The organism is Variovorax sp. GW821-FHT10B04, assembly GCF_059415645.1.
The window spans coordinates 246055-264157 of the sequence record NZ_JBWKNQ010000008.1; the positions used below are offsets into that span (position 1 = coordinate 246055).

Annotated in this window: 17 protein-coding genes; 6 read left to right on the top strand and 11 right to left on the bottom strand. The window is 69.0% G+C overall.

What is annotated here, in order from left to right; all coding sequences use genetic code 11:
* Positions 1-28: 28 nt before the first annotated feature.
* A complete protein-coding gene (locus AC07PZ_RS20715) occupies positions 29-460 on the bottom strand; it encodes a type II toxin-antitoxin system VapC family toxin (protein WP_495297004.1) in 432 nt (143 codons plus the stop codon).
* Positions 457-735: an antitoxin gene (locus tag AC07PZ_RS20720; protein ID WP_495297005.1), complete on the bottom strand. Its 279-nt coding sequence runs from the start codon at positions 733-735 to the stop codon at positions 457-459. Before AC07PZ_RS20720 ends, AC07PZ_RS20715 begins: the two co-directional genes overlap by 4 nt.
* 135 nt (positions 736-870) lie before the next feature.
* On the opposite strand from AC07PZ_RS20720, the gene AC07PZ_RS20725 reads away from it, so the two are divergent.
* Together AC07PZ_RS20725 and AC07PZ_RS20730 are read left to right on the top strand one after the other, a co-directional pair.
* Positions 871-1725, top strand: coding sequence for a symmetrical bis(5'-nucleosyl)-tetraphosphatase (locus AC07PZ_RS20725; RefSeq protein ID WP_495297006.1), 855 nt, complete (start codon positions 871-873; stop codon positions 1723-1725).
* Positions 1726-1754: 29 nt separating this feature from the next.
* Positions 1755-2486, top strand: coding sequence for a polyprenyl synthetase family protein (locus AC07PZ_RS20730; protein WP_495297007.1), 732 nt, complete (start codon positions 1755-1757; stop codon positions 2484-2486).
* Between the two features lie 10 nt (positions 2487-2496).
* Here AC07PZ_RS20730 and AC07PZ_RS20735 read toward each other — a convergent pair whose 3' ends face one another.
* Both AC07PZ_RS20735 and AC07PZ_RS20740 read right to left on the bottom strand, forming a co-directional pair.
* Positions 2497-3321: a class II aldolase/adducin family protein gene (locus tag AC07PZ_RS20735; protein WP_495297008.1), complete on the bottom strand. Its 825-nt coding sequence runs from the start codon at positions 3319-3321 to the stop codon at positions 2497-2499.
* 76 nt (positions 3322-3397) lie between these two features.
* Entirely contained in the window at positions 3398-4507 is a 1110-nt protein-coding gene (locus AC07PZ_RS20740) for an LLM class flavin-dependent oxidoreductase (RefSeq protein WP_495297009.1), read from the bottom strand.
* Positions 4508-4636: 129 nt separating this feature from the next.
* Here AC07PZ_RS20740 and AC07PZ_RS20745 point away from each other — a divergent pair, with 129 nt between their 5' ends.
* Genes AC07PZ_RS20745 through AC07PZ_RS20755 form a run of 3 tightly spaced genes read left to right on the top strand, consistent with a single transcriptional unit; the run spans position 4637 to position 8227 of the window.
* Positions 4637-5899 carry an acyl-CoA dehydrogenase family protein gene (locus AC07PZ_RS20745; protein ID WP_495297010.1) on the top strand — a complete coding sequence of 421 codons (1263 nt, stop codon included), beginning with the start codon at positions 4637-4639 and terminating at the stop codon, positions 5897-5899.
* Between the two features lie 46 nt (positions 5900-5945).
* A complete protein-coding gene (locus AC07PZ_RS20750) occupies positions 5946-6605 on the top strand; it encodes a cysteine dioxygenase family protein (RefSeq protein WP_495297011.1) in 660 nt (219 codons plus the stop codon).
* Complete coding sequence (locus AC07PZ_RS20755) at positions 6602-8227, top strand: rhodanese-related sulfurtransferase (RefSeq protein ID WP_495297012.1); 1626 nt, start codon at positions 6602-6604, stop codon at positions 8225-8227. The genes AC07PZ_RS20750 and AC07PZ_RS20755 overlap by 4 nt, the downstream gene beginning before the upstream one ends.
* A gap of 22 nt (positions 8228-8249) precedes the next feature.
* Here the strand turns inward: AC07PZ_RS20755 and AC07PZ_RS20760 are convergent, their stop codons facing one another.
* The 3 genes from AC07PZ_RS20760 to AC07PZ_RS20770 are packed head-to-tail and all read right to left on the bottom strand — an operon-like array spanning position 8250 to position 14106.
* On the bottom strand, positions 8250-9701 hold the full coding sequence (locus AC07PZ_RS20760) for an efflux transporter outer membrane subunit (RefSeq protein ID WP_495297013.1): 1452 nt from the start codon (positions 9699-9701) through the stop codon (positions 8250-8252).
* Entirely contained in the window at positions 9698-10897 is a 1200-nt protein-coding gene (locus AC07PZ_RS20765; RefSeq protein WP_495297014.1) for an efflux RND transporter periplasmic adaptor subunit, read from the bottom strand. Before AC07PZ_RS20765 ends, AC07PZ_RS20760 begins: the two co-directional genes overlap by 4 nt.
* The gene (locus AC07PZ_RS20770; RefSeq protein WP_495297015.1) at positions 10894-14106 is read right to left on the bottom strand and encodes an efflux RND transporter permease subunit; all 3213 of its coding nucleotides are present in this window, start codon (positions 14104-14106) and stop codon (positions 10894-10896) included. Before AC07PZ_RS20770 ends, AC07PZ_RS20765 begins: the two co-directional genes overlap by 4 nt.
* Before the next feature lie 266 nt (positions 14107-14372).
* On the opposite strand from AC07PZ_RS20770, the gene AC07PZ_RS20775 reads away from it, so the two are divergent.
* Positions 14373-14591, top strand: a complete 219-nt coding sequence (locus AC07PZ_RS20775; RefSeq protein ID WP_495297016.1) for a hypothetical protein — start codon at positions 14373-14375, stop codon at positions 14589-14591.
* A 33-nt stretch (positions 14592-14624) separates the two neighbouring features.
* Here the strand turns inward: AC07PZ_RS20775 and AC07PZ_RS20780 are convergent, their stop codons facing one another.
* The 4 genes from AC07PZ_RS20780 to dcd all read right to left on the bottom strand — a co-directional run bounded on the left by AC07PZ_RS20780 (position 14625) and on the right by dcd (position 18063).
* Entirely contained in the window at positions 14625-16085 is a 1461-nt protein-coding gene (locus AC07PZ_RS20780) for a DEAD/DEAH box helicase (RefSeq protein ID WP_495297017.1), read from the bottom strand.
* 99 nt (positions 16086-16184) lie between these two features.
* Entirely contained in the window at positions 16185-17075 is an 891-nt protein-coding gene (gene ypfJ / locus AC07PZ_RS20785; protein WP_495297018.1) for a KPN_02809 family neutral zinc metallopeptidase, read from the bottom strand.
* A gap of 47 nt (positions 17076-17122) precedes the next feature.
* On the bottom strand, positions 17123-17377 hold the full coding sequence (locus AC07PZ_RS20790; RefSeq protein ID WP_495297019.1) for a hypothetical protein: 255 nt from the start codon (positions 17375-17377) through the stop codon (positions 17123-17125).
* Positions 17378-17490: 113 nt separating this feature from the next.
* Complete coding sequence (dcd, locus tag AC07PZ_RS20795; RefSeq protein ID WP_495297020.1) at positions 17491-18063, bottom strand: dCTP deaminase; 573 nt, start codon at positions 18061-18063, stop codon at positions 17491-17493.
* Positions 18064-18103: the final 40 nt, after the last annotated feature.

Consider the following 18103-nt stretch of genomic DNA (forward strand, 5'->3'; position numbering starts at 1 on the left):
GCGCACTTTACTTCAAAGGCAACGCGACCTACACCGTCCAGTCGTCCAGCGCGAGGCCGCCCGGCACACGGGAAAAGGCCCGATCCCTGGTGATGAGGATCGCATCGTCTTCCACCTTCGCGGCAGCCAGGTCGAGTGCCTTCGCATGCGCTGCAATCATCATGTCCATCGGCGCAAGCGGCACGCCACCCGCCTCGCAACGCGCGCGCAGTTCGGCATAGACCGCTCCGATCTCGGCCGTCCAGGGCAATATCGTGACCCGGGCCAGAAACGCCCCGACACGCGTCTTGAGGCCCTCGGGATGACCTCGCTTGGCCATGCCGAAAAGCAGTTCCGCCTGGGTCACCACGGAAATTGCGATCCGATGGATCGGCACGGCGACCAGACGCTCGCGCACACGCGGAATGTCACCCTTGATGATGTGGCTCGCCATGTTCGTGTCGAGCAGGTAGGTCGTCATTCCGCGGACCCTGCGAAGGGATCGCGCGCATGCTCGCCCTGATTGCGGTCCTCGTCGGTCATGAAGTCGGCAGGAACCTCGGTCGTTGCATCCAATGCAAAGAAGTCCTCCCAGGAATCTGGCCGCCGCGAGAGGATCACATCGCCCGTGGACGGGTCACGGCGGATGTAGACCTCTTTTTCATCGAAGCGATATTCGAGAGGCAGGCGCACGGCCTGGCTGCGCCCCGTCGTGAAAATCTTGGCTGTTTGCTGGCTGGTGGCCCTGATGGACATGTGATGCTCCCCGTCTAATGGTATGTATCCCAAGATATATCATTCAGAAAGAGATATCAAGGCCGATACCATCCGGGTGACGTTGAGCACGGGCTCACGAACCCCTCCCCCACTCAGGCGCAGAATCCTCGAACAATGTCTCTTTTCCTCATCGGTGACGTACAGGGCTGCGACGCCGCCCTGCAGCGCCTGCTCGACACCATCGACTTCTCCCCGAGCCGCGACACGCTGGTGCTGCTCGGCGACCTCGTCAACCGCGGGCCGGCGTCGGCCGACGTGCTGCGGCGCGTGCAGCGGCTCGGCGGCGCGGCGCACAGCCTGCTCGGCAACCACGACCTGCACCTGCTGGGCGTGGCGTACGGCGTGCGCAAGCAGGGCCGGCGCGACACGCTCGCCAGCATCCTCGATGCGCCCGACCGCGGCGCGCTGATCGACTGGCTGCGCCATCAACACATGGCGTTGCACCGGCGCGTCGGCACCGGCAGCGCCGCCGGTGACCTGCTGATGGTGCATGCGGGCGTGCTGCCGCAATGGACGCTGGCCGACACGCTGGTCTTCGCGTCCGAAGTCGAGTCGGTGCTGCGCGGACCCGGGCTCGGCGACTTCCTGCAGACCATGTACGGCAACGAACCGGCACAGTGGAACCCCGGGCTCACCGGCAGCGCACGGCTGCGCGTGATCGTCAACGCACTCACGCGGCTGCGCTACTGCAGCGCCGACGGCACGATGGAGTTCGACAGCAAGGACGCCGCAGCCAGCGCGCCGGACGGCTTCATGCCGTGGTTCGACGTGCCGGGCCGCAAGACCGCGGCCGCGACGATCGCGTTCGGCCACTGGTCGACGCTGGGCTGGGTCTCGCGGCCCGACCTGCTCTCGACCGACACCGGCTGCGTCTGGGGCGGCTGCCTCAGCGCGGCACGCATCGGCGCGACGCTGGCGGACCGCGAGCACATCGAAGTGCATTGCGAGCAGGCGCAGGCACCCGGCTGAGAGGCCGCGACAATCCGGGGATGAATTCCGTGGTTTCCGTTCAATCGCGCGTCAGCGACGCGCTGCTTTCCGTGCTCGACAGTCGCGCGGCCCCCATCGACCAGGCGCGCCTGCTGCTCAAGCAGGGCGAAGCCACTTTCGTGCTGTCCGGCATCGTCTGCAGCTTCTCGGACAGCCAGGACTGCGTGGAGCTCGGCGCTGCGCTCGAACTCATCCACGTCGGGCTGCACCGCCTGCATGTGCGCATCGACGACGACCATCACCTGCCGGTTCCGCTGCGGCCGGCCGGCCGCGTGCTGGTCGGCGACTACCTCACAAGCGGTGCGTTCCGGCTGCTGTCGCGCTGCCAGGACGCGCAGGCGCTCAAGGCCATCGGCATCGCGATGGTCCAGACCTGCGAGCACGAGGTCGTGGCCCTGGGCGAAGCGCAGACCGCAGAAGCCGTGACGCGCAGCTACGCGCCACTGGGCGAAGCCGCGGGCATCGCAGGCGCGCAACTGGCCGGCTGTGCGCCCGACGTCCTGGCGGAAGCACGCAGGTTCGGCGGCGCACTCTTCGCCGCCCATGCGCTGCTGCGCCATGGCCTGCGCGATGCCGACGCCACCCGGTCGGCCACGCTGCTGGCCGCCGGACGGCAGGCGTCACAGGCCGCGCTGGCGAGCGCGCGGGCGCTGCACGCCATGACCGGGCTCGGCGCGCCGCTCGCCCTCGCGGCGGAGCGCCATGCACGGATCGAGGCGGAGTCCTCCGTGGACCACTGAGCGCCAGGCGCTACCGCAGCAGTTCGGGCTGACGCTCGACCAATCCTTCGTACAGGCTCTCGAACGAATACAGCGCGCCCTCGGGTCCGCCGATCTGGCCATGCGTATGGCGCGCCGTGGCCTCGTCGATCGGCTGCGGCGTGCCTGCGGCTTCGGCCAGCAGTTGCGTGTGGCAGGCGTTGTCCAGCGCGATGTACCACCACGCTGCGGCCTCGACCGTCGGGCCGGCCGTCAGGATGCCGTGGTTCTTCAGGATCGCACCCTTGCCGTCGCCCAGCGCCTCGGCGATGCGCTGCCCTTCGCTGCCGTCGACCACCATGCCGGTGAAGTCGTCGAACAGCGCCACGTCGCCATGGAACACGCAGGCGTCCTGCGTGAGCGTGTCGAGCGGCCGGCCCAGCGTGGACCACGCCTTGCCATAGGTCGAGTGGGTGTGCGCGGCCGCGATGATCTTCGGGTTGTGCTCGTGGATCGCGGCATGGATCGCGAAGGCGGCCTTGTTGAGCGGCCGGTCGCCGACCACGGTCTCGCCCTTCGCGTTGACCAGCAGCAGGTCGGACACCTTGATGCGCGAGAAATGCACGCCGAGCGGATTGACCCAGAAGTGGTCGGTGAGCTCCGGGTCGCGCGCGGTGATGTGGCCGGCAAGGCCCTGCGCGAATCCGAACTCCGCGAACAGGCGGAAGGCACCCGCGAGCCGCTCCTTGCGGTGGCGGCGTTCGGCTTCGATGCTGGTGCGCGGCGCAGGCGGGTCGAACCAGAACTTCTGCTTCGGCTCGGGATTGAGCCGCAGCGGCTGCGCTGCCTGGCGATCGATGGAAAAGACGGCACTCATGGGTTGCTCCTGCTGTTCGAGTTGCTTCCTCCCCCGCCGGGGGAAGGTTGGGATGGGGGCACGACGGCCCGCGAGATCAAGCCGCCTTGCGGACCGACGCCAAGCGCCGCGCCACGAGTTCACGCGTGCGCGGGATCAGTTCGCGGCCATAGTCGAGCGCGTCTTCCAGCGGGTCGAAGCCGCGGATCAGGAAGGTGGTCACGCCGAGGTCGTGGTAGTCGAGCAGCGCGTCGGCCACCTGCTCCGGCGTACCGACCAGCGCGGTGCTGTTCGAGCGGCCGCCGGTCTCTCGCGCGATCGCGGTCCACAGCAGCTTGTCGAGCCGCGCGCCCTTGTCGGCGGCGGCCAGCAGGCGCCGTGCACCCTCGCTCTGCTGCGGCCCGCCACGGCCGAAACCCTGGACCACACGCAGGCGCCGGGTCTCGGCCAGGATGGCGTCCGCGCGCGCCCAGGCCTGCGCCTGCGTGGCCGCCAGGATCGGCCGGAACGAGACCGAGAAGCGCACCGTGCGCCCATGCTTCGCGGCCTCGGCGCGCACGCGGCCGATGAGCTCGCGCGCCTGCTCCAGCGACTCGCCCCACAGCGCGTAGACATCGGCATGCCGGCCCGCGACGGGGATGGCGGCGTCGGACGCACCACCGAAATACACCGGCACGTGCGGCCGACCGTTCAGCGTCTGCAACGGCTTGACCTCGGAGAAGGCGTTCTCGAAACGGTAATGCGCGCCGACGTGGTCGAAGGGCTGGTCGGCGGTCCACACCTTGCGCAGCACGTCGAGGTATTCGTCGGTGCGCGCATAGCGCTGGTCGTGGCCGAGCCAGTCGCCGTCGCGGCGCTGCTCCTCGTCGGAGCCGCCCGAGATGTAGTGCACCGCGAGCCGCCCGCCGCTGAACTGGTCGAGCGATGCGAACTGCCGCGCCGCCAGCGTCGGCGCCACGAAGCCAGGGCGATGCGCCAGCATGAAGTGGATGCGTTCGGTCACGCTGGCGGCGTAGGCCACCGTCAGCGTCGCGTCGGGGCCGGTGGAATGGTGCGGCACCAGCACACGGTCGAAGCCGGCCTGCTCGTGCGCCTGCGCGAAGGCACGCACATAGTCGCGGTCCAGCGCCGGACCTTGCGCGGCATGGGTCTCCGAGACCTTCTGACCCTGGATCATTCCGATGAATTCGATGGGGCTCTGGCTCATGGGCGTCTGCGATGAAGCGAAGGACAGGACCGTACGGGCAGCGCCACCGAAAGCCAAGGACGAAAAGTGCGCTTGGATATGCGGGAAACTTTGTTCGTCCGGCATGGCCCCGGTCGTACCTTCGGCGCCATGACCTCCATCGCCCTGCGCCGCGTGGCGCCCTCTTCATCCACTGAAGCGCAGCCGGCGCCTGCGACGCTCGCGTCCGTCGTGCCGCCACCGGCCGACGCGCCGGCGGCGCCCGACGCCGCGCTGCTCGCCGGCCTGTCGGCCCAGTTCGCCGCGACGGCCGCAGACCACGACCAGAGCGGCCGCTTTCCGCACGACAACTTCGCGACACTGCAGCGCCACGGGCTGATCGGCCTGGTCGCGCCGGGCGCCTATGGTGGCGGCAGCGCGACGCTCGCGACCGCACGGCGGGTGATGGCGGCCGTCGCACGCGGCGAGCCCTCCACCGCGCTGATCCTCGCCATGACCTACCTGCAGCACCACGCGGTCGCGCTCGGCCATTGGCCGGCCGCGCTGCGCGAGCGCGTGCTGCGCGATGGCGCCGAACGCGGCGTGCTGGTCAACGCATTGCGTGTGGAACCGGTCCTCGGATCGCCCTCGCGCGGCGGCCTGCCCGACACCATCGCCCGCCGCGACGGCGACGACTGGCTGCTCGACGGCCACAAGCTCTACACCACCGGCATCGAAGGGCTCGGCTGGCTGGCGGTGTGGGCGCGCACGGAAGAGGCGGAGCCCCGGGTCGGCACCTTCCTCGTGCCGCGCAGCGCACCCGGCGTGCGCGTGATCGCGAGCTGGGACCACCTCGGGCTGCGCGCGTCGGGCAGCCACGAAACCATCTTCGAGAACGTGAGGATTCCGTTTGCGCACGCCGTCGACCTGCGGGCGCCCGCGGACTGGGCGCCCGATGCCGGCAGCCCGGCGAACGTCGCCGCGACGGCCGACCAGCAGGCCTGGATGGTCGTGCTGCTCGGCACGATCTACGACGCGGTCGCGCGCGCCGCACAGGACTGGCTGCTCGGCTTCCTGCGCGAGCGCGCACCCGGCAGCCTGGGCGCGCCGCTCGCGAGCCTGCCGCGCGTGCAGGAACAGGTCGGCGAGATCGCGGCGCTGCTGCGGGTGAACGCCCTGCTGCTCGACCAGGCCAGCACGGCGGTCGACACGGGCCACGCGCCCGCCGCCACCGACAGCGGACTGCTGAAGTACACCGTCACGACGAACGCGATCCGCGTCGTCGAACTGGCGCTGCAGCTCAGCGGCAACCACGGCCTGGCGCGCCAGAACCCGTTGGAGCGGCACCACCGCGACGTGCTGTGCAGCCGCATCCATGCACCGCAGAACGACGCCATCCTGCTGGCCGCGGGCAAGGCGGCGCTGGAGCGTTGAAAATGCCGGCTCCGACCGCCCTGCCGGCCGCTTGACGCTCGACACGATGAACACTGCGACAGACATTCCCACGGCGCCGGCAACACCGTCGGCACCGGCTGCGACACCGCGCGGCATCGCGCCGTTGCGCGACTTCGTCACGGCCTTCGGCCGGTTGCTGGACGGCGAGCCCGACGAGGCCCGCGTGCTCGCCGAAGGCGGCGCGCTGCTGCGCACGCTGGTCGCGCAGGACGACTGGCTGCCGGCGGCGTACGCGCAGCCGAACCCCGATCGCTATCAGCAGTTCCTGCTGCACGCCGATTCGACGGAGCGCTTCTCGGTCGTGAGCTTCGTCTGGGGTCCGGGCCAGGCCACGCCGGTGCACGACCACACCGTCTGGGGCCTGATCGGCATGCTGCGCGGCGCCGAATTCAGCCAGCCCTGGCGGCTCGGCGACGACGGCCGTGCCGTGCCCCACGGCGACGGCGTCCGGCTCGATGCGGGCGACGTCGAGGCCGTGTCGCCCACCGTCGGCGACGTGCACCGCGTGCACAACCTGTTCGACGATCGCGTGTCGATCAGCATCCACGTCTACGGCGCAAACATCGGCGCGGTGCGACGCCACACCTATCCGGCCGAGGGCGGGCGCAAGCCCTTCATCTCGGGCTATTCCAACACCGAGCTCCCGAACCTCTGGGACCGCTCCATCGAACTGCGCAACGCATGACCGACCACGCCGATCACACCAACGTCCCGACCCTTTCCGTTGCCGACGTGCGCCGGCACCTGCTCGCGCGCGACGAGATCGCGCTGCTCGACCTGCGCGAGGAAGACCCGTACGCGCAGGCGCATCCGCTGTGGGCAGCCAACCTGCCGCTGTCGCGCCTCGAGCTCGACGCCTGGCGCCGGATTCCGCGGCGCGACACGCTGATCGTGCTGTACGGCGAACACGACAGCGCCGATCTCGCACCGCTCGCCGCCAGCCGGCTCGCGGCGCTCGGCTACACGCGCGTGCATCGACTCGACGGCGGTCTCGACGGTTGGCGGGCCGCGGGCGGCGAGCTGTTCCGCGACGTCAACGTGCCGAGCAAGTCCTTCGGCGAGCTGGTCGAACACGAGCGCCACACGCCCTCGCTGTCGGCGCAGGAAGTCAAGGCGCTGATCGACACGAAGGCCGACGTGGTGGTGCTCGACGCGCGCCGCTTCGACGAATACCAGACCATGAGCATCCCCGGCGCGACCAGCGTGCCGGGCGCCGAGCTGGTGCTGCGCGCGCGTGAACTCGCGCCCAGCCCGAAGACGCAGGTGATCGTGAATTGCGCCGGCCGCACGCGCAGCATCATCGGCACGCAGTCGCTGGTGAATGCCGGCCTGCCGAACCCGGTCGCGGCGCTGCGCAACGGCACCATCGGCTGGAAGCTCGCCGGCCAGCAGCTCGACCACGGCGCCGCTCGGCAGGCGCCCGCGCCCGGCGATGCGAACCGCGCCGCCGCGCAGGCCGATGCGCGCGCCGTGGCCGAACGCGCGGGCGTGCAGCGCGTCGCGCATGCGGCGCTGGGCGCGCTCGAAGCGCCGGGCCGCACGGTCTATCACTTCGACGTGCGCACGCCCGAGGAATTCGAGGCCGGCCATCTCGCGGGCTTCTCGAGCGCGCCCGGCGGGCAGCTCGTGCAGGAAACCGATCACCATGTGCCGGTGCGCGGCGCCCGCATCGTGCTGGCCGACGACGACGGCGTGCGCGCAGCGATGACCGCATCGTGGCTCGCCCAACTGGGCTGGGAGGTCTACGTGGTCGACGCGATCCCTGCCACCGCCTGGTCCGAACGGGGTGCGGCGCCTGCCGTTCATGCGCCGATGCCGACCGTGCAGGAGGTGTCTGCGGCCGTGCTGGCGTCCTGGCTCGCCACCCAGCCGCCCACGGTTGCGGTGATCGACGTCACCACCAGCGCCAATCACGTGAAGAAGCACATTTCGGGCGCCTGGTTCGCGATCCGCGCGCAACTCGCGCAGGCGCTCGAACGGATCCCCGCGGCGCCACGCTACGTGCTGACCTGCGGCAGCAGCCTGCTCGCGCGCTTTGCGGCCCAGGACCTGCGTGCGCTGCTGGATGCGCGCGGCAGCGACGCCGAGGTCCATGTGCTGGCCGGCGGCAATGCGGCCTGGTTCGCGGCGGGTCTGCCGGCCGAAGCGGGCGAGCAGCATCTGGCGACGCCTCGCACCGACCGCTATCGCCGACCCTACGAAGGCACGGACGCACCGGCGGAAGCGATGCAGGCGTACCTGGACTGGGAGTTCGGCCTGGTCGCGCAGCTCGGGCGCGACGGCACGCATCACTTCAAGGTGATCTGAACCGCGTCGCCGTCCGTCGCCGTCACACGCAGGCCGGTGCGTTGCCGCGCTCGGCACTGCACCAGTCGCCGCCCAGCGCCTTCACCAGGAACACCGAGGTCACCAGCCGCTGGCCGAGCAACTGCGCCGCCTGCCGCTCGACGGTCAGCAACGACTGCTGGGCCGTGATGACGTCGAGATAGGTCGACGCGCCGCCCTCGTAGCGGGCCGTGGCCATGTCGAGCACGCGGCGCGCCGCGGCCACGGCCGACAGCGCCTGCGTGGTGGCGCGATCGAGCGCTGTCAGGCCGCTGATGCCGTCCTCGACCTCCTGCATCGCCGTCAGCACGACCCGGCGATAGTTGGCGACCGTGGCGTCGTAGCCCGCCTGTGCGAAGTTCACGCCGGCGCGCACGCGGCCACCATCGAACAGCACCTGCGTGGCCGACACGCCGACCGACCACAGCAGGCTCGGTGCGTCGAAAAGCCGATCGACCAGCCGGCTGTCCACACCGATCGACGGGCCCAGCGAAACGCTCGGGTAGAACGCCGCCGTCGCCACGCCGATCTGCGCATTCGCCACGGCCATCGCGCGCTCGGCCGACGCCACGTCGGGCCGGCGCTGCAGCACCTCGGACGGCACGCCCAGCGGGATCGCCGGCGGCACGATCGGCTTGAGGTCGGCCGACAGCGCAAACACCGGCGCGGGCGTGCCGGTGAGCGTGGCGATGGCGTGCTCGTACTGCGCGCGCTGCTTCTTGAGCACGTCGACCTGCGTCAGCGTGGTCTCGAGCAGCGCCTGCTGCTGCGCCACGTCCAGGCCCGAGACGGCGCCCAGCTCGTGCCGCGCCGTCACCAGGTCGAGCGCACGGCGCTGCAGCGCGATCGAGCGGTTGAGCACGTCGAGCTCGGTGTCGCTCGCGCGCAGGTTGAAGTAGTTGGTGGCCAGGTCGGCGGTCAGCAGCAGCCGGACGTTCTCGAGGTCCGCCGCGGACTGCTCGGCCGAGGCGCTCGCGCCTTCGACCAGCCGCTGCACGCGGCCGGCGAAGTCGAGTTCGTAGCTGGCCGTGAGCGACAGCGCGAAGTCGTTCTGCACCGTCTCGGCATTGACGACGTTGTAGTTGGTCAGCGGGCGGTTCGCCGAGATCTTCAGGCGCGATGCGCGCGTACCTACCGCAAGCTGCGGGTAGCGTGCCGCGCCGTTGACGTCGAGCGTGGCGCGCGCCTGTGCCAGCCGGGCGCTGGCCAGCGCGATGGTCGGGCTGCCGGCCAGCGCCTGCCGCTGCAACGCGTCGAGCTGCGGGTCGCCGTAGCGCTGCCACCAGCGGCCCTTGTCCAGCATGTCGCCTGGCGCGGCCTGGCGCCAGGGCTGCTCGAGCTGCCAGGTCACCGGCAGGTCGTTCGCGGGCGGATGGTAGTCCGGCCCGGCAACGCATCCGGCCAGCAGCAGGGCCGCGATGGCGCCGGCGATCGACGTGGCGCGCAGCAAGCTCACGCGCCTTCCTTGGCCACCGCCACGGCATCGCCCTCGGCCAGCGAATCCGAGGGGTTGAGCACCAGCCGGTCGGTGGCGGAGATGCCGCTGAGCACCTCGACGGTCTCGCCGTAGTTGCGGCCGATGCTCACCGCGCGCAGATGCACGCGGCCCTGCGCGTCGACCACGCCGACACGCGCGCCCTCGGCCCGGAACAGCAAGGAATTGGACGGCACCGTGAGCGACTGGCTCGCCGCCAGCGGCAGCGCCACCTGCACGTACGCGCCCGGCAGCAGCGTGCCGCCGGGGTTGGGCAACGCCACCTCGACCTGCATCATCCGGGTGGTCGCGTCGATGGCGCCTGCGGAGCGGGCGATCTCGCCCTTGAAGGTCTGGCCGCGCAGCTCGGCCTGGGTGACCACCACCGGCTGCCCGGCCTTGACGAGCTGGGCGTAGGCCTGCGGCACGTTCACATAGACACGCAGGGGGTCGGTCTGGGCCAGCAGGAACAGCGGCCGGCCGCTGCCGGCATCGATCAGGTCGCCGACGTCGACGTTGCGCCGCGTGATCACGCCGGCGAAAGGCGCCAGCACCCGCTTGAAGCCTTCGGTCTGCTTCAGGCGCTGGACGTTGGCCTCGGCCGCGGCCAGGTTGGCGGTGGCCGATGCGACGGCACCGCGGCGCTCGTCCAGGTCCTGCTGCGAGACCACGTCTTTCTGGCGTAGCGCCTCCCAGCGCGCCACCGTACTCTTGGCGAGCGACAGCCCGGCGGCCGCCTGCTCGCGCGCGGCGACGGCCTGCGACAGCTGCTGGTCGATCTCGGGCGTCTCGATCTCAGCGAGCAGCTCGCCCTGCTGCACGCGGGCGCCGATGTCCTTGGTCCAGCGCTTCAGGTAGCCGCTGGCACGTGCCGAGATGGGCGACTGCACATAGCCCTGCAGCGTGCCGGGCAAGGCGAGCGTCCGGCCGGTCGTCGGCTGGATCGGCAACGCGGTCTTCACGTACTGGGTGGCGCGCTCGGTCGCGCCGGCCTCCAGCGTCTTGGCGTTGGCCATGCGCACGAACACGGTTCGGGCGGCGCCCAGCGCCATCAGCACGAGCACGGCCAGCACCAGCCATCGGGTGCGGCGCACGATCTGCCGTCGTCGCAGCAGTTCATGGTGTTCGTCGGCTTCGATCGGGTGGATGGCCAGCCCCGCGTGGCGTTGCTCGGTCATGGGTTGACTGCTCCTGGCGTCAGTGGATCGTGGGCGTGCGCGGCCTTGCGCCGCGCCAGCCGGTGGTGGACGCCGGCGAACACCGCCGGCACGAAGAACAACGTGGACACCGTGGCGAACAGCAGACCGCCGATCACCGCACGGCCCAGCGGCGCGTTCTGCTCGGCACCTTCGCCCAGGCCCAGCGCCATGGGAATCATGCCGATGATCATCGCCAGCGCGGTCATCAGCACCGGCCGGATGCGGGTGGCGCCACCTTCGAGCGCGGCCGACAGCGCCGGCACGCCGGCCGCGAGCCGCTCGCGCGAGAACGACACCAGCAGGATGGAGTTGGCCGTCGCCACGCCCATGGTCATGATCGCGCCGGTCAGCGCCGGCACGCTCAGCGTGGTGCCGGTGAGGAACAGCATCCACGCGATGCCCGCCAGCGCTGCCGGCAACGCCGTGATGATGATGGCGGCGTCGAGCCAGGACTGGAAGGTGATCACGATCAGCAGGTAGACCAGCACGATCGCCATGGCGAGCCCGACGCCCAGCCCGATGAACGACGACTGCATGGTCTGCACCTGGCCGCGGATGTCGACCCGGCTGCCGCGCGACAGCTTGGGCCGCATCTCGTCGACCAGTGCCTGCACCTTCGTCGCCACGCTGGCGAGGTCGGTGCCCTGCACGCTGACGTAGACGTCGATCACCGGTGCGATGTTGTAGCGCGACTGCACCGCCGGCTGCCGCGACGCCTGGGCATCGACCAGGTTGCCCAGCAGTTGCTGCGACGTGCCGCCCGGTGCGGCGGCGGCGCCGGCACCAGCGCCCACCGGTATGCCGAGCAGCGAATCGAGTGAATCGACCACGTACTGCGGCGACTGCACCGCGATGCTGTAGACCACGCCGTTGGCCGGATTGAGCCAGAAGGCAGGCGCCGTCTGCGAACTGCCCGACAGCGCAATCAGCACGTTCTGCCCGACATTGGACGCGGTCAGCCCGTACTGCTGCAGGCGCGTGCGGTCCATCTGCAGGCTGAGCGCCGGAACGTCCAGGCGCTGGTGCACGTGGGCATCGACTGCGCCGGGAATCTGCCGGATCGCCTTGGTGAGTTCGGCGGCGCGCGCCATGTTGCCGATGCTGTCGTTGCCGCTGAACTGCACGTCGATGGCGGCCGGCAGGCCGAAGTTCAGGATCTGCGTGACGATGTCGGCTGGCTGGAAGAAGAACTCGATGCCCGGAAAGCGCTTGGGCAGCTCGGCCCGCAGGATCGACACGTAGTGCTCGGTCGGCCGGTGGCCTTCCTTCAGCGACAGCAGGAGCTCGCCGTCGAAGGTGCCGATGGTGCCGGAGTTGCTGTACGACAGGTTGATGCCGCTGTTGGGCACGCCGAGGTTGTCGAGGATGGTCTCGAGCTGGTCGGACGGCACCAGCTCGCGGATCGCCGCTTCGACCTCGTCGGCGAGGCGCGCCGTCTCTTCGATGCGGGTACCGGTCGGCGCGCGCAGGTGCAGTCGGATCTGCCCCGCGTCGACCGACGGGAAGAAATCGCGGCCCAGCGCCGGAAAGAGCAGGCACGAAAGCAGGCAGAAGCCGAGGAAGATGCCGATGAAGCCGCCGCGCCTGGAAAGCACCGCCGACAGCACGAGCGTGTAGGCGCGGCGCACGCGCTCGAAGCGGCGATCGAAGGCGAGGTACATGCGCTGCAGCGCGCTCTGCTTCGCGCCTGCGGCCGGCTGCTGGTGCTGGCCATGCGAACCGCCCATGAGCAGCATCACCAGCGTGGGCACCAGCGTCCGGGACAGCAGGTAGGACGCCAGCATCGCGAACACAACGGCCTCGGCCAGCGGCACGAACAGGAATCGTGCGACGCCCGACAGGAAGAACATCGGCACGAACACGATGCAGATGCACAGCGTGGACACGAAGGCCGCCGAGCCGATCTCGCCGGCGCCGACCTCGATCGCGTCCCGCAGCGGCGTGCCCATGTGCAGGTGCCGCTCGATGTTTTCGATGGTCACGATCGCCTGGTCGACCAGGATGCCCACCGACAGCGCGAGCCCGCCCAGCGTCATGAGGTTGAGCGTCTCGCCCAGCGCGAACAGCACGAGGATGGACGCCAGGATCGACAGCGGGATCGTCAGGCCGATGATCAGCGTGCTGCGCCAGTTGCCCAGGAACACCAGCACCATGGCCGCCGTGAGCGCAGCGGCGAGGATGGCTTCGAACACCACGCCCTTGACCGCCGCCTTGACGAACACCGACTGGTCGAACAGCGGCGTGATCTTGATGTCGTCGGGCATCGTCTGCGCGGCGATCGGCAGCATCGCGCGAATGTTGGCGACGATGTCCAGCGTGGACGCCCCGCCGTTCTTCAGCACCGACAGCAGCACGCCGCGCACGCCGTCCTGGCGCACCACATTGGTCTGCGGCGAGAAGCCGTCGCGCACGTAGGCCACGTCGCGCAGGTAGGTGGTGGCCCCGTTCACGGTGCGCACCGGCAGGTCGTTGAGCCCGGCGATGGCATCGGGCGAGCCGTTCAGCTTGACGTTGTATTCGGTCGCGCCGAACTTGGCCGTGCCCGACGGGAGGATCAGGTTCTGCGTGTTGACGGCATTCACGACATCGGCCGGCGACAGGCCGCGCGCCTGCAGCGCCTGCGTGTCGAGATCGACCGAAATCAGCCGGCTCTTGCCGCCATAGGGAAACGGAATGGCCGCGCCCGGCACCGTGATGAGCTGCGGACGCAGTTGGTTGACGGTGGCGTCGAACAGCGAATTCTCGGAGCGTGTCGGGCTGGACAGCGCCAGCTGGATCACCGGCACGCTGGAAGCCGAATACTTGATGACCAGCGGCGGCGTGATGCCCGGCGGCAGTTGCCGCACCTGCGCCTGCATCGACGCCACCACCTGGGAGATCGCCATCTGGATGTTCGCCGTGGGCTGGAAGAACACCTTGATGATCGACACGCCGGCCAGCGACTGCGACTCGATGTGCTCGATGTCGCTCACCGTGGTGGTCATGCCCCGCTCGACCTGGCCGGAGATGCGCTGGCCCATCTCCTGCGCCGGCAGGCCGGTGTAGTTCCAGATGACGCTCACCACCGGGATATTGATCTCCGGGAAGATGTCGGTGGCCATCCGCAACAGCACGAACGGCGTCGCAAGCACGATCAGCATCGCCATGACGATGAAGGTATATGGACGACGCAGGGCGAGCTGGACCATGGAAACCGCTTGTTACTTCAGGGAGCGACGGGCGCCATCATAAGGATGGGCGCACGATCGCGCAGCACAATCGATGCCATGCCGATGCTCTGTGTTGGGGCGCCGAGACGGATCGGACGGCACCGGGACAGGCGGCCCGCCCACGGCGCTGCACGGGTGCGGGCGACGAAGCTGTCGCACTGTTTCGGCGGGGTAAAGGTCGTCATCCACTCGCCGCGATCGACGTTGGTTGCATATACACAACCCTTCGTCTCAAGGAGACCACCATGAAGCTCACACTCCTGGCAGCGGGCGCCGCACTGGCGGCCACGCTCACCGGCTGCGTGGTTGCGCCGGTTCAACCCCTGTACGCGGCACCGCCGGGCGTCGCCTATGTGGCACCGACCTACGTTTCGCCGGGTATCGGTTTCGTCTGGGCCTACCACCCGAACTACGGATGGGGTTGGCACCATCCGCAGTACGGATGGCACCGCGGCTGGCGCTGAGCCTCGCGGCTCTCTAGCGGGAGTACCGGGAGATCAGTGGGTCTCGGCGCTCTTGAACAGCGCCGCGACCTTGCGCTTGCTCTTGATGTTGGCCGAGATGCCGCGGGCGGGCGTTGCCTTGACGTTCGCTTCCCAGGCAGGCGCGGCGTCGCGCTCGGGCGCTTCGTACGGCTGCTCGAAGAACGGGTCCCGCGGCGCCTGCGAACGGTGCGGGCGACCGCCACCGCGTGACGCATGCGCGTCGGAGCGGGCTTCGCGCGGTGCGTCGACCACATCGCGTGCGTCGCCGGCCTCGCCTTCCTCGCGCCAGTGGCGGCGTCCGTCGTTGATGCGGCCACGCGGGCGATCTTCTTCGAACTCCACCGCTTCGAGTTCGATCTTCTTCTTGATCAGCTTCTCGATGTCGGCCACCAGGCGCACGTCATTGCCGCCGCTGGCGAAGCTCACGGCCAGGCCGGAAGCGCCGGCACGACCGGTGCGGCCGATGCGGTGCACATAGTCTTCCGCATTGAACGGAATGTCGAAATTGAAGACGGCAGGCACGTCCTTGATGTCGAGCCCGCGGGCCGCGACGTCGGTGCAGACCAACAGGTCGACTTCGCCCTTCTTGAAGGCCTCGAGCGCTTTCAGACGCTCGTCCTGGCTCTTGTCGCCGTGCAGCGCCGCAGTGCGCAGACCTTCGCGCTCGAGCGAACGCGCCAGCCGCGCACAGCCCAGCTTGCTGTTGACGAAGACGAAGGCCTGCGTGATGCCGCGCTGCTGGACGATCTGCTTGAGTGCGCGCCGCTTGTCGTCGTCGCCCACGCCGTAGAAATGCTGCTCGACGGTCGAGGCCGTTTCGTTCGGCCGTGCGACCTCGATGGTGACCGGGTTCTGCAGGTAGCTGCCGGCCAGCCGCTTGATCTCGGGCGAGAAGGTGGCCGAGAACAGCAGCGTCGTGCGGCTCTTCGGCAGATAGGAAAGGATGCGCTGCAGGTCGGGCAGGAAACCGATGTCGAGCATCCGGTCGGCTTCGTCGAGCACCACGTACTCGACCTGGTTCAGCACCGCGTTCTTGGCCTCGATGTGGTCCAGCAGGCGGCCCGGCGTGGCGACCAGCACCTCGACGCCCTTCTTGAGCTCCAGCGTCTGAGGCTTCATGTCCATGCCGCCGAAGACGACCATGCTGCGCAGCTGCGTGTACTTGGCGTACAGCTTGATCTGCTGGGCGACCTGGTCGGCCAGTTCGCGTGTCGGAAGCAGCACCAGGGCGCGCACCGGGTGGCGGGCAGGCGACGTGGAGGAGTTTTCGTGCTTCAGCATCCGCTGGAGCAATGGCAGCGAAAAGGCGGCCGTCTTGCCGGTACCGGTCTGCGCTGCGCCCATGACGTCCTGCCCGGACAACACGACCGGAATGGCCTGTTCCTGGATCGGTGTCATGTTCTCGTAGCCCATTTCGGCCACGGCGCGCGCCAGCGGTTCTGCCAGCGAAAGATTGGAGAAGGAGCTTGTCATGAAGCCCGCTATTGTCGCACCGCCGCAAAAAAAGGCGATGACGTTGTCGTGACGGGGGTTTTTTGCTACGAATTCAGGAGCAACGAAGCCGGATGAAAGTCACAGCGAGCGCGCATTGAAGGTGTCGCAGGCCTGCACGGTGCCGGTCTTGTAGCCGCTGCTGAACCAGCGCTGCCGCTGTGCGCTGGTGCCATGCGTGAAGCTGTCCGGCACCACGGCGCGGCCTGCCGAGCGCTGGAGCGCGTCGTCGCCGATCTTCTGCGCCGCATTCATCGCCGATTCGATGTCGCCAGGGTCGAGCCACTGCTTCGATTCCTGCGAGTGATGCGCCCAGACACCGGCAAAACAATCGGCCTGCAACTCCACCCGCACGCTCATCGCGTTGTTCTGCGTCTGGCTCAGCCGGCCACGCATGCCGTCGACCTTGGCGGTGATGCCGAGTTCGTCCTGCACGTGATGGCCGACCTCGTGTGCAATCACGTAGGCCTGCGCGAACTCGCCAGGCGCGCCGAGCTGGTTCTTGAGCGTGTCGTAGAAGCCGAGGTCGATGTAGACCTTCTTGTCGCCGGGGCAGTAGAACGGGCCCATCGCCGATTCGCCTGTGCCGCAGGCCGTCCGCGTGACGCCGCGGAACAGCACGAGGTGCGGTGCGTGGTAGGTGCCGCCGTTCTGCTGGAAGATGCCGGTCCAGACGACTTCCGTGTTGCGCAGCACGGTCGATACGAAGGCTGCTTCGCGGTCGTTGGCTGGCGGCTTTTGCGCCGGCGCCTGCTGCACCTGGGGTGCCGGCCCGTTGCCGCTGAGCAGCCCCAGCACCGTGAGCGGGTTGATGCCGAAGATCCAGCCGGCGATCAGCGCAACGGCGACCGTGCCGAGGCCGACGCTGCGACCGCCGATCGGCAGTCCACCGAATCCACCACCACCGCCGCCGCCGCCTTCACCGCGGCGGTCCTCCACGTTATCGGACTGCTCGTTGCCTTCCCATCTCATCGCATGCTCCTATGCCACCGCCCGGTGGCGATGACGGGATCGTACGCTCAGCGCGTCGCTGCGAAGCTGACTTGCGTGAAGCCTTCTGCCGGAGCGGATTCGTCCGCGCCCGCCGACACGGCCGGCGCGACACCGGCGGTGCGCGTGCTGCGCTCCATCGCCTCGCGTATGACCGCGCGCTGCACCTGCGACTGCGCGACCATCGCCATCGCGATCACCTGCGCCAGGACCACCGCGAACAATGCGGCGAGCAACGCCAGACGGAGGGGATGCATCTCGCGCAAATACCGGTAGATCGCCATGTTTCGCTCCAGTTCGCGCCCTGTGCACGACATGCAGCGATGGTGCCGTCACCCTCTGTCGAAACCCCGCCCGGCGAGCGCGAGCGGGTGTAGGACCGAAGCGAAGCTCCGGCTCAGGCTTTCGGCAGGGTGACGCCGCGCTGGCCCTGGTACTTGCCGCCGCGGTCCTTGTAGCTGACCTCGCAGACGTCGTCCTTGTCGCTCTCGAAAAAGAGCACCTGGGCGCAACCTTCACCCGCATAGATGCGCGCGGGCAGCGGTGTGGTGTTGCTGAACTCGAGCGTCACGTAGCCTTCCCATTCGGGTTCGAAGGGCGTCACGTTGACGATGATCCCGCAGCGGGCATAGGTGCTCTTGCCCAGGCAGATCGTCAGCACGTTGCGCGGGATGCGGAAGTACTCGACCGTGCGCGCCAGCGCGAAGCTGTTGGGCGGGATGATGCAGCTGTCGCCGTAGAAATCGACGAAGCTCTTCTCGTCGAAGTTTTTGGGGTCGACCACGGTGCTGTGGATGTTGGTGAAGACCTTGAATTCGGGCGCGCAGCGGATGTCGTAGCCGTAGCTCGATGTGCCGTAGCTGATGATCTTGTGGCCGTCCTGCTCGCGGATCTGGCCCGGTTCGAAGGGCTCGATCATGCCGGTCTGCTCGGCCATCTGCCGAATCCACTTGTCGCTCTTAATGCTCATGTCAAGGTCCTTGCTGGGGCGGCTATTCTAGGCAGGGGCC